This window comes from Mycobacterium sp. NTMscope_Eco_3 (genome assembly GCF_976985685.1).
The window spans coordinates 832,424-844,203 of record NZ_CDRJYZ010000001.1 but is presented as its reverse complement, the minus strand read 5'-3'; the positions used below and the strand labels follow the sequence as shown (position 1 = coordinate 844,203).

General features: G+C 69.8%; 9 protein-coding genes and 1 pseudogene. 2 read left to right on the top strand and 8 right to left on the bottom strand.

Annotated elements, in window-relative coordinates; all coding sequences use genetic code 11:
* Positions 1–24 precede the first annotated feature (24 nt).
* Positions 25–1,110, bottom strand: coding sequence for a succinyldiaminopimelate transaminase (gene dapC / locus AC0KTM_RS04110; protein ID WP_225329961.1), 1,086 nt, complete (start codon positions 1,108–1,110; stop codon positions 25–27).
* A 41-nt stretch (positions 1,111–1,151) separates the two neighbouring features.
* Positions 1,152–1,478, bottom strand: a complete 327-nt coding sequence (gene fdxA, locus AC0KTM_RS04105) for a ferredoxin (protein ID WP_007773662.1) — start codon at positions 1,476–1,478, stop codon at positions 1,152–1,154.
* 373 nt (positions 1,479–1,851) lie between these two features.
* Between fdxA and AC0KTM_RS04100 the strand changes: the two genes are divergently transcribed.
* Entirely contained in the window at positions 1,852–2,184 is a 333-nt protein-coding gene (locus AC0KTM_RS04100) for a hemophore-related protein (protein WP_008254522.1), read from the top strand.
* Positions 2,185–2,208: 24 nt separating this feature from the next.
* Here AC0KTM_RS04100 and AC0KTM_RS04095 read toward each other — a convergent pair.
* The 4 genes and pseudogenes from AC0KTM_RS04095 to mshB all read right to left on the bottom strand — a co-directional run bounded on the left by AC0KTM_RS04095 (position 2,209) and on the right by mshB (position 7,238).
* Positions 2,209–2,981 (bottom strand): annotated as a pseudogene (locus AC0KTM_RS04095) (maleylpyruvate isomerase N-terminal domain-containing protein).
* Between the two features lie 38 nt (positions 2,982–3,019).
* Positions 3,020–5,662: a bifunctional FO biosynthesis protein CofGH gene (locus AC0KTM_RS04090; RefSeq protein WP_472415017.1), complete on the bottom strand. Its 2,643-nt coding sequence runs from the start codon at positions 5,660–5,662 to the stop codon at positions 3,020–3,022.
* Between the two features lie 117 nt (positions 5,663–5,779).
* Entirely contained in the window at positions 5,780–6,241 is a 462-nt protein-coding gene (locus AC0KTM_RS04085) for a hypothetical protein (protein ID WP_225329958.1), read from the bottom strand.
* 91 nt (positions 6,242–6,332) lie between these two features.
* Positions 6,333–7,238 (bottom strand): N-acetyl-1-D-myo-inositol-2-amino-2-deoxy-alpha-D-glucopyranoside deacetylase, encoded by a 906-nt coding sequence (gene mshB / locus AC0KTM_RS04080; RefSeq protein WP_472415015.1) that lies wholly within the window; start codon positions 7,236–7,238, stop codon positions 6,333–6,335.
* Between the two features lie 56 nt (positions 7,239–7,294).
* Here mshB and AC0KTM_RS04075 point away from each other — a divergent pair, with 56 nt between their 5' ends.
* Positions 7,295–7,906: a TetR/AcrR family transcriptional regulator gene (locus tag AC0KTM_RS04075; RefSeq protein ID WP_225329960.1), complete on the top strand. Its 612-nt coding sequence runs from the start codon at positions 7,295–7,297 to the stop codon at positions 7,904–7,906.
* On the opposite strand, the gene AC0KTM_RS04070 is transcribed toward AC0KTM_RS04075, so the two are convergent.
* Both AC0KTM_RS04070 and typA read right to left on the bottom strand, forming a co-directional pair.
* Entirely contained in the window at positions 7,903–9,810 is a 1,908-nt protein-coding gene (locus AC0KTM_RS04070) for an ABC transporter family substrate-binding protein (protein ID WP_238958386.1), read from the bottom strand. The two genes, AC0KTM_RS04075 and AC0KTM_RS04070, sit on opposite strands and share 4 nt — an antisense overlap.
* Before the next feature lie 45 nt (positions 9,811–9,855).
* Entirely contained in the window at positions 9,856–11,745 is a 1,890-nt protein-coding gene (typA, locus tag AC0KTM_RS04065) for a translational GTPase TypA (protein ID WP_238958144.1), read from the bottom strand.
* Positions 11,746–11,780 lie beyond the last annotated feature (35 nt).

Here is an 11,780-nt window from a genome sequence, read left to right as displayed (position 1 = left end):
GGCGCACAGCGTCACCGGGCGCAGTTAGGCGAGCCGGCGTACCGCCGCGTCGATCCGCTCATCGGTGGCCGTCAGCGCAACGCGCACGTGCTGTGCGCCGCGCGGGCCGTAGAAATCGCCGGGGGCCACCAGGACGCCGCGCTGCGCCAGCCAGGCGACGCTGTCGTGGCAGGGCTCGCCGCGGGTGACCCAGAGGTAAAGGCCGGCTTCGGAATAGTCGACGGTGAAGCCGGCCGCACGCAGGGCCGGCAACAGGGCGGCCCGGCGCCGCTCGTAGCGCTGCCGCTGTTGCAGCTCGTGGGCGTCGTCATCCAGGGCGGCCACCATGGCCGCCTGCACCGGCGTCGGCACCATCATCCCGGCGTGCTTGCGCACGGCGAGCAGCTCGGCGATGAGATCGGAATCGCCGGCGACGAAGCCGGCCCGATACCCGGCCAGCGACGAGCTCTTCGACAGGGAATGGATCGCGAGCAGCCCGGTGTGGTCGCCGTCGCAGACCGAGGGATGCAGGATCGACAGCGGCTGAGCGTCCCAGCCCAGTCCGAGGTAGCACTCGTCGGAGGCCACCAGACAGCCCCGGTCGCGGGCCCAACCGACCACTTTGCGCAGGTGGTCGACGCCCAGCACCCGCCCGGTCGGATTGCTCGGGGAGTTCAGGTAGTACAGCGTCGGCGATTGCGGGCCCAGCTGGGTCAGCGAATCCGCCCGCAGGACCCGCGCCCCGGCCAGCCGCGCCCCGACGTCATAGGTCGGGTAGGCCAGCTCGGGCACCACGATCGTGTCCGCGGAGCCCAGACCCAACAATGTCGGCAGCCACGCGATGAGCTCCTTGCTGCCGATCACCGGGAGCACGTCCGCCTCGGCCAGCCCGGTGACGCCGAAGCGGCGGGCCAGGGCGGCGACCGCCGCCTCGCGCAGCCGGGCGGTGCCCGCGGTCGCCGGATAGCCAGACGCCGAACCGGCCGCGGCCAGCGCGTCGGAGATTACCGGGGCCACCGGGTCGACCGGCGTGCCGACGGAGAGGTCGACGATCCCGTCGGGGTGGGCGCCGGCCCGCGCTTTCGCGTCGGCCAGCGTGTCCCAGGGGAATTCCGGCAGGGACGCCGACACGGCCGGCCGGCGCTTCTTGAGCTGGTGTGGCACCGGGCCGCTCAGTCGCCTTCGCCCTGCGGCGGCAGATCCTTGACCACCTGCGGGTCGTTCTCGGTCATGCCGACCTTGGCCGCGCCGCCGGGCGATCCCAGCTCGGCGAAGAAGTCGGCGTTGATCTGCGTGTACTGGCTCCACTGGTCCGGCACGTCGTCTTCGTAGTAGATCGCTTCGACGGGGCAGACCGGCTCGCATGCGCCGCAGTCCACACACTCGTCGGGGTGGATGTAGAGCATCCGGGCGCCTTCGTAAATGCAGTCGACCGGGCACTCCTCGATACAGGCCTTGTCCTTGATGTCGACACAGGGTTCGGCGATCGTGTACGTCACAGACGTCTCCTCCATGTACTACTCAACGTGGGCTGCGGTTCAGCTCGCACCGGCGCGTCCGTCCTCTTCCGGTGAAGCTTTCGGTTACTGATACTAGACGTTGCAGATACAGGTCAACCATTTGGCGCGCCTGTCGAAATACCGATTTAAGACTGACAGTCTCGGACCCCGCGCGCGGCCCCCCTTTCGCCGAGGGCGAACATGGCGCACAACGCGCTGACCTGCACAGAGTTACGGCCGGGCGGTAGGCTTCGATATCTGTTGCGTTGCCGGCACGCTCGCGGGGCCTGGTAATCTCAACCGAAGGACGGCAACCGCTGGGCAGATTTTTTCGCCGTAAGAGCGGTGCATTAACTGGGGAAGGTGTCCACACATGAGGGTGTCGTTGAGCAAATTGGGCGTTGCGGTTGGCAGCGCGGCAGTGGCGTTGACCGCCGCGGCCGGGATCGCATCCGCCGACCCCACGGACGCGATCATCAACACCACCTGCAACTACGGACAGGTGATTGCGGCGCTCAACGCGACCGACCCGGCAGCTGCCCAGCAGTTGAACTCGTCGCCGGTGGCGCAGTCCTACATCCGCAACTTCCTGGCCGCGCCGCCGCCCAAGCGCGAGCAGATGGCCCAGCAGATCCAGGCCATGCCGGCGGCGCAGAAGTACTACAACACCATCAACCAGGTCGCGGTCACCTGTAACAACTACTGAGCCGATCGCTTCGTACGAAGCGGTTCAGTAGCCGCCGAGCAGGCGGCGCACCCGTCCCAGGGTCTCCGGCCCGAGGCGGCTGCGAATGCGTGACGGGTCGGCGGGCCTGCGCCCCCACAGGAGCAGCACGCGCGCGGCCGCGTCGGTGTCCAGGGTGGCCGGGCCGTCCGGCTCGGCGAATCCGATGGTGACCTGATCCGGATCGGCGGTCAGGACGACGTCGTCGGTGCCCTCGGCCCGCAGGCGAGCCTCGATGCGCTCACCTGGGTTCAGCAGCCTGGCCCCCTTCGCCAACAGCGGCTTGCCGACCGCGACGACGCTGTGCGTGGTCATCCATGGCTCGGCCAGCCGGGCCTGGGCGGCCGGTTCGTCGCCGGTGATGTCCCAGCTGTGCAGGACGAGCTCTTCGCGCATGTGCTCGGCGAACCACGGCACCTTCATCTTGCGGCCGGTCCAGGCGACGTCGGTGTCGGCGGGCGCTCCTTCGGCCGCCGCCGCGACGTCACCGAGGGTGGCCATCCGGTCTAGCAGCGCGTCCCACAGGTCCGCGTCGTTCAAGGCGCGCAGCGGACCCTCGCGCTCCTCGAACCCGCGGGTGGCCACCGGCTGACCGGCCAGGTGGCCGCCGAGCACTCGCGCGAGTTCTTCGGCGTTTCCAGGCCGAGGACGACCTACGAAAGCGAGTCGCGCACCGTCCAGGCCTCACACCAGGTGCCGGCGTCCGGGCCGTGCCGTTGCACGGCATCCACGAACGGCCGCCACTCCGGGAATCGGTCTTCGTCAACTCGTCGCGTCACGGCGTCGGGTATACCTGCCGCGCCTGACCGGCAAGCGGCTACGCGGCCAACGGCGTGTAGTCGGTGGTGCGCTGGCGGGCGGGTCGCCCGATGCCTTCGGCGATCGCGGTCAGTTCGGCGACCGTCTTGGCCGACCCGTGTTCCGAGCCGGCCATCCGCGAGATGGTCTCCTCCATCAGCGTGCCGCCCAGGTCGTTGGCGCCGCCGTTGAGCATCACCTGCGTGCGCTCGACACCGAGCTTGACCCAGCTGGTCTGGATCTGGGAGATGCGGCCGTGCAACATGATTCGCGCCAGCGCGTGTACGGCTCGGTTGTCGCGATGGGTGGGCCCGGGCCGGGCCGCGCCGGCCAGGTACAGCGGCGAACTCTGGTGCACGAACGGTAGCGGCACGAACTCGGTGAAACCGCCGGTGCGGTCCTGGATGTCGCGCAGCACGTTGAGGTGGCCGACCCAGTGGCGCGGGCTGTCCACGTGGCCGTACATCATGGTCGATGACGACCGCAGCCCGACCTCGTGCGCGGTGGTGACGATCTCGATCCACATCGAGGTCGGCAGCTTGCCCTTGGTCAGCACCCAGCGCACCTCGTCGTCCAGGATTTCGGCGGCGGTGCCCGGGATGGTGTCCAGGCCCGCCTCGCGCAGGCTGGTCAGCCAGTCGCGCACGCTCAACCCGCTCTTGGTCACCCCGTTGGCGATCTCCATCGGAGAGAACGCGTGCACGTGCATCGACGGCACCCGCGCCTTGACGGCCCGGACCAGGTCGGCGTAGCCGGTGACGGGCAGCTCGGGGTCGATGCCGCCCTGCATGCACACCTCGGTGGCGCCCTGGACGTGCGCCTCCCAGGCGCGGTCGGCGACCTCGTCGGTGGACAGCGAATACGCGTCGGCGTCGCCCTTGCGCTGCGCGAACGCGCAGAACCGGCAGCCGGTGTAGCAGATGTTGGTGAAGTTGATGTTGCGGTTGACGACGAACGTCACGTCGTCACCGACGGTGTCGCGGCGTAACGAATCCGCCAGTGCGGCAACGGCTTCCAGCGCGGGACCGTCGGCGGTGGCCAGTGACAGGTATTCGTTGTCGCTGCACCCGGCGGGGTCGCGTTCGGCGGAGCGCAGCGCGGCAAGCACGTCGGTGTCCAGGCGTTCTGGCGCTTTGGCGCCCTGCGCGGCCAGTTCGTGGACGTGCGCGCGGATCGATTCCCAGTCGCCGAACGCGCTGTCGATGTCGCTGCGGGTTTCGGTGTTGCGGCCCTCGCTGTCGATCGCGGCGTTGAGGTCGACCCGGCCCACCGAACCGACGTCGTCGGGCTCCTGCCACGGCAACCCGACCGGGTTGACGTCGCGGGCCAGACCGGTCGCCGGGTCGGCCAGCGCCTGCACGTGTCCGGACACCCGCGGGTCGATCCAGGCCGCGCCGCCCTGCACGTATTTGGGTTGCGCGGTCAGCCGCTGGACCAGCTCGTAACCGGCTTCGGCGGTGACGGCGGCCAATTCGTCCAGGGCCGGCCACGGCCGCTCCGGGTTGACGTGGTCGGGCGTCAGCGGCGAGACACCGCCCCAGTCGTCGACTCCGGCGCCGACCAGCGCCAGGCACTCCTCGCGCGAGACCAGGTTCGGCGGCGCCTGGATACGCATGCCGGGGCCGAGCACCAGCCGCGCCACCGCCACCGTCGCCAGGTAATCCTCGATGCCGGCGTCGGGGACCGCGGCCATGGCGGTGTGTTCCTTGGCCCGGAAATTCTGCACGATCACTTCTTGCACATGGCCGAATTCCTTGTGCGACTTGCGGATCGCGTGCAAGGTGTCGGCGCGTTCTTCCAGTGTCTCGCCGATGCCGACCAGCAGCCCGGTGGTGAACGGAATCGACAGCCGTCCCGCGTCGGTCAACGCGCGCAACCGGACCGCCGGGTCTTTGTCCGGGCTGCCGTAGTGCGCAAGCCCTTTCGTTTCGAACAGCCGCCGCGAGGTCGTCTCGAGCATCATGCCCATCGACGGCGCCACCGGCTTGAGGCGGGCCATTTCCGACCAGCTCATCACGCCGGGGTTCAAGTGCGGCAGCAACCCGGTCTCCTCGAGCACCCGGATCGCCATCGCCCGCACGTAGGACAGCGTCGAATCGTAGCCTCGTTGACCGAGCCACTCACGCGCCTCCGGCCAGCGATCCTCGGGACGGTCCCCGAGCGTGAATAGTGCTTCCTTGCAACCAAGTTCGCCGCCACGGCGGGCGATGTCGAGTATCTCGTCGGGCTCGAGGTACATGCCGGCGCCCTCGGCGCGCAGCTTGCCCGGCACGGTGACGAACGTGCAGTAATGGCAGTTGTCGCGGCACAGGTGGGTGACCGGGATAAAGACCTTGCGGGAGTAGGTGATCGGCAGCCGGCCGCCGGGGCCGCGCCGTCCGGCCGACTCCAGGCCCGCGTCGCGCACCCGGGCCGCGCTGGCGCACAGGTCGGCCAGATCCGCGCCGCGCGCGGTCATCGCCACCGCGGCCTCGTCGATGTTCAGCGCAACGCCATCCCGCGCCCGCCGCAATACCCGTCGCAGCGCCGACGCGTCGGCCTTCGACGCACTGGCCTTCGCCGGAATCTGTGGATCAGGCAAAGCGGTAGGCTCCTCGCCCGGAGTCAACAGCACCTTGGTGTAACTTCCCCACGATCGAATTTCATCCGTGCGTCCCAACATGTGAAATCGTGGCACCCGCGGCGGGTCCCGTATGGGCAACAGTCAACAGTAGCGCCATGCCCGTGGGCACAAGCGGGCGACATCCCGGCCGAAACGATCGCTCGGCGCAGGCCAAGATCAGCCGCTGTGGCCGCGCCGCCACAGCACCCAGACCGGCGGCACCACCCCGAGCACCAGCAGCAGCAGGGCCGCGTAGGCCATCAGGCCGCGACCGCCCAGGATGACGTCGTCGGCCGGTCCGCCCAGGCTGATCACCGCCACCGTCAGCAGCCACGTCCACAGCGGCAGTGCCGCCACCCGGGGGGACCGGGCCCATCGCCCCGCGGCCCACACCAGGGCCGCGTTGACCAGCCCGGAAATCAATCCGCTGAGGGGAAACGGAACCGTCCCGATATAGAAAGGCAGCAGCAGGGCCCCGGCTAGTGCGGAAAGAACCCCATCGACCGCCAAGAGGGACAGGACAACGAAACGAATCGCGGGGTCTGTTGCGCCGCTGTCTTCAACGGAGGCGACGCGTGGCTGGATGTCGGTCAGGTCGGAACGCTGTCGATGTTGGAGAGTATCGAGCCGATAACCCACTGCAGGCTGTCGAGCCGGTCCTGCCAGTGCTGCTGATTAGGGTCCAGGTCGGGGTCCATGCGAATTCCTTCCGTGGCTGCCTGTTTGGAGCCTACCGCGTGCTGGCCGCGCTGAGATCGAGCCCTGCGAGCAGATCGGTCTCCCAGCCACGCCCGTCGCGCTCCCCCGCATCGCCGGCGGCCAGGACGTAATGCTCATGCCCCACGATCGGCAGCGCCACGTTGTTGGACAGGGCGCACGCGCGGCCGGTGGGCCCGACGACCACCTGGGTGGCGTGCGCCGCGAGCGCCGCCCGTTTGGCGTCCAGGGCATCCGCGCCGGTCTCGACGACGGCGTCGATGTCGCCGTCGTCGTATCCGAACGTGAACCCCTCCTCCGACGGGAGCGACCATTCCGGCAGCAGGTCCTCGGGCGTCAGCGCGGCCAGGCCCGCCTCGAATGCCCGGGTGGAGAAGACCGACCAGTAGAACTTCGGCACGGCCCACGGCTCGCCGGGAAACTCGGAAGCGCCGGCCGCCGCGGCGACGGCGGCCGTGGTCACCGTGTGCGCATGCACGTGATCGGGATGCCCGTAGCCGCCGGCGGGATCGTAGGTGACGACGACGTGGGGGCGCTGCTCGCGAATGAGGGCCACCAGCGCGCCGACGCTCTCGCGCTCGTCGGCGTCGATGAAGCGTTTCCGGTGCCGCGTGGGGGTGCCGCGCATGCCCGAATCGCGCCACCGGCCGGCGCCGCCGAGATAGCTGGGGCCGTCGACCCCCAGCGAACGCAACGCGGCGGTCAATTCGCCGATGCGGTAGCCGCCGAGTTGGTCGGCGCGATCGACGGCGAGCTCGGCCCACCGATCGCCGATCACCTCGCCCTCCTCGCCGAGCGTGCAGGTGACGACGCGGACGTCCGCGCCGCGGGCGGAGTAGTGGGCGATGGTGGCGCCGGTGCCGAGGCTTTCGTCGTCGGGATGTGCGTGGACGAACAACAGCCGCGGCGTCTCAGGCATGGACGGCACCCTACCGACACGCAGCAGATAGGAACGCGCACGGCTACTATCGAAAAATGCCTCAGCTCACGGACGCAGACCAGACCGGCAGCCGAAGCCGCCGGCGAGGCGAGGTCCTCGAACGCGCCCTCTACGAGGCCACCCTGGCCGAACTGACCGAAGTCGGGTACGGGGGCCTGACCATGGAGGGGATCGCGGCGCGCGCCCACACCGGCAAGGCCGCGCTCTACCGCCGCTGGGACACCAAGTGCGAGCTGGTGCACGCCGCTTTGGTTTTCGCGCTGCCGCCGCTGCCCGAGCTGCGTTCGGGTCGTTCGGCCCGGGAGAACTTGCTGGCGATGTTCACCGCCCAGCGCGACCTGCTGGCCGGAAAGACCGCCTTTCCCGGCTTGGACGTCATCCATCAGCTCTTGCACGAACCGGAAATGCGGACCATTTTCGCCGACGCCGTGGTGCGGCCGCGCCTGCGGATCGTGGAATCGATCCTGCAGGCCGCCGTGGCAGACGGTGACCTCGATCCGACGACGATCACACCGCTGACCGCGCGCATCGGGCCGGCGTTGATCAACCAGCACTTCCTGCTGAACGGGTCGGCGCCGAACCGGCGGGAGCTGGCGCTCATCGTCGACACCGTGATCCCGCCGCGGGCCTCGCGGCCGACCGCTTAGGGCCCGGTTTTGATCCACTGGCCGGCGTCGCCCACGATGCCGACCGGAACGGCGCCGGACAGGCTGACGTTCTGCACGCTCGGTCCGGCCGCGACGATCGTGGTGTCCTGCAGGATCGGCAACACCGTGGACATGTTCCACAGCCGCGGTTCGACCGCGGTGATGACGTCGTTGATGCTCTTGGTGCCGTTGAGGGCGGCATCGATGTTCGACTGGATGCTGCGATCGCAGATCCCGGTGAAGTTCGACGGCGCCTGCACCAAAGCGTTGGGATCCGCGGGCCGGCTGGGCGGCGGTGCGGACGTCGGCAGTGTCGAGGTGGGGGCGGTCGTGGTGCCCGGCCCTGTGGACGGCGCGGGCCCGGCGGGAGCCGACGAGGCCGGCGTCGCCTCCCCGGTGGCCGGGACCTGGGTCGATTGCAGCGCGGGACAGCCGTAGCGGGAGGCGAGGCGGGTCGCCAGGTTTCCACCCGCCTGGTGCCAGCCGACGATCGCGTCCACGCGGCTGTCGTTCAGCGCGTCGCGGTAGAGGGTGACGGGGTCCAGCGCCAGCACCGTCGCGGCGATGCCGACGTTGCGCAACTGGTCGGCGGCGGTGTTGGCCACCGCCACCGCGGTCGGGTCATTGGCCGCCACCCCGATCGCCAGCGACAGCTGTTGGCCGTCCTTACTGATCCGGCCCCGGATGACCTCGGGCGGCCCGGTGTTCGCCGGGGTCGGCGCGGGTGACGCCGAGGCATTGGGTTCGACCCGGTATCCGGCCCCCTGCAGCAGGGTCAGCGCGGCCGCCGTCGTCATCGCCGGCGGCGCGGTCGGCTCGTAGCCGGGATCGCTCGGCGCGCGGATCTGGGCCTGATCCAGGGTGACCGTATTGTCGCTGCCCGCGCCGACGGCGGCGAGCAGGTCGACGTCGAGCAACCCCAGGATCGCCTTACGGACTTGCGTGTCAGACAGTTTGGGCTCGGTCGCGCGCAGCGTGAGCTGCATGACCCGCGGCGTCACGATCCGCGCGGTCCGGACGTCGGGAATGGCGGACAGCTGCGCGAAGGCCGCCGAGCCGCCGTGGACCTGCGCCACCTGGGTGTCGCCGTTGCGCACGGAGTCGGCCAGCGCGGCGGGCGCCCCGGCGCGCCGGAAGAGGATGAGCGCGGGTTTGGCCGGCGGCCCCCAGTAGCGGTCGTTGCGGGCGACCAGGATCTCGTCGCGCTGGGGGTCGATGCTTTCCACGCGGAACTGCCCACCCGTGACCGGAAGCGCCCGGGCCAGCCCGGCCGCGAATCCGCCGGGCACGTCCTTGACGATGTGCGCGGGAAGGATGTTGCTGAACAACTCTTTCCACGCCGGATACGGCTGCGCGAACGTCACCACCGCCTGCTTGCCGCCCTCGAGCGACTGCACGCCGGTGATGAGGTCATAACCGGCCGGGTCGACGACTCCGGGCTGACTGACCATCTGGCGCCACAGGTACCAGAAGTCGTCCGCGGCGATGGGGGCGTTGTCGGTCCACTGCGCCTCCGGCCGGATCTTGTAGGTCACGGTGAACGGGTTCTGGCTCGTCACGTCGGCGGACACCAACAGCGTCGGGTCCATCTCCCAGCGTGAGCCCGTGGGCGCGGTGGTGTCCGGAACCGGCCGAAAGGCGCTCGGCAACACCAACGCGCTGATCGCCGCGTTCACCGGGGACAGGTCGGACAACAGGTGCGGATTGAAGCCCGCGCCGATCGAGTCGATGCCCATGATGATCTCGCTGACCCGGGGCGGCGGCGGAACCGAGTTGTGCGGCGTATCGGTGCTCTGCGGCGCCGGCGGCGGGTTGACCGTACACGCCGAAACCACCAGCCCGACCAACGAGACGAGGCCGCCGAGCACCATGAACAAGCGGCGGACGCGTCTCGGCACGCTGATCAGGGTAGCGAGCAGCCGCGCAGCGGCCCGTTCGACCACCAGAGGTTAGCCCCGGGCCTTGGCGCGCGACCGGCTGCGCGCCCGGGCGGTGGCGTCCAGCTCGACCTTGCGCACCCGCACGATCTCCGGAGTCACCTCGACGCATTCGTCCTGCGCGCAGAACTCCATGGCCTGCTCCAGGTCGAGCTCGAGCGGCTTGGCCAACGTCTCGATGACATCGGCGGTCGAGGACCGCATGTTGGTCAGCTTCTTCTCGCGGGTGACGTTGATGTCGAGATCCTCTGCGCGCGGGTTGATTCCGACGACCATGCCCTCGTAGGTGTCCTGGCCGGGCTCGACGAAGAACTGACCCCGGTCGGCGAGCTGGATCATCGCGAACGGCGTGATGGTGCCCGCGCGGTCGGAGACCAGCGACCCCGTGTGGCGGGCCCGGATCTCCCCGGCCCATGGTCGGTAGCCGTCGAACACGGCGTTGGCGATGCCGGTGCCGCGGGTGAGGGTGAGGAAGTCGGTGCGGAACCCGATCAGTCCGCGGCTGGGCACGATGAAGTCCATCCGGACCCAGCCCGCCGCGTGGTTGGCCATCTCTTCCATGCGGCCCTTCCGGGCGGCCATCAGCTGCGTGATCGCGCCGACGAACTCTTCCGGGCAGTCGATCGTCATCGCCTCGAACGGCTCGTGCAGCTTGCCGTCGATCGTGCGGGTCACCACCTGCGGCTTGCCGACCGTGAGCTCGAAGCCCTCCCGGCGCATCTGCTCGACCAGCACGGCCAGGGCGAGCTCGCCGCGGCCCTGCACCTCCCAGGCGTCGGGCCGGTCGATGTCGACGACCCGGATCGACACGTTGCCGACCAGCTCGGCGTCCAGCCGGCCGCGGACCATGCGCGCGGTCAGCTTGTGGCCGGACACCTTGCCCGCCAGCGGCGAGGTGTTGGTGCCGATCGTCACCGAGATCGCGGGCTCGTCGACCGTGATGCGCGGCAGCGCGTGGGCGTGGTCGGGATCGGCCAGGGTGTCGCCGATCATGATCTCGGGGATGCCCGCCACCGCGACGATGTCGCCAGCGACCGCCTCGTCGGTGGCGCTGCGCTCGACGCCTTCGGTCGCGAGCAGCTCGGTGATCTTGGCGCTGGTGATGACGGGCAACCCGTCGACCTCGCGCATCCACGCGACCTGCTGGCCCTTGCGCAGCTTGCCGTTGTAGATCCGGATCAGGGCGAGCCGGCCGAGGAACGCCGAGGCGTCGAGGTTGGTCACCAGCGCCTGCAGCGGGGCCTCCGGGTCGCCCGACGGCGCCGGGATGTTTTCCATCAGCACGTCGAACAGGGGGTCCAGGTTGTCGCCGGCGGGCGCCTCGCCGTCGGCGGGCTGCTCGGTGCTGGCGATGCCCGCGCGCCCGGACGCGTACAGCGTCGGCAGGCCCAGCGCGTGCTCGGCGGCCGCGGCCGCCTCGTCGTCCAGGTCCGACGCGACGTCGAGCAACAGGTCGTGGCTGGCCTCGACGACCTCGGCGATGCGCGCGTCGGGCCGGTCGGTCTTGTTGACGACCAGGATCACCGGAAGGTGGGCGGCCAGCGCCTTGCGCAGCACGAATCGGGTCTGCGGCAACGGGCCCTCGGACGCGTCGACCAGCAGCAGCACCCCGTCCACCATGGACAGCCCGCGCTCGACCTCCCCGCCGAAGTCGGCGTGACCGGGGGTGTCGATCACGTTGATCACCGTGACGGTCCCATCCGGGTGATGGCGATGCACCGCGGTGTTCTTGGCCAGGATGGTGATGCCCTTTTCCTTCTCCAGGTCACCGCTGTCCATGATGCGTTCCTGGGTGTCGTCACCGCGGTGGTGCAGCGCGCCCGACTGCCGCAGCATCGCGTCAACCAGGGTGGTCTTGCCGTGGTCGACGTGGGCGACGATAGCGACGTTGCGAAATGACACGTCGGTGATTGTGGCAGCGGGGGGCTGTCAAAGCG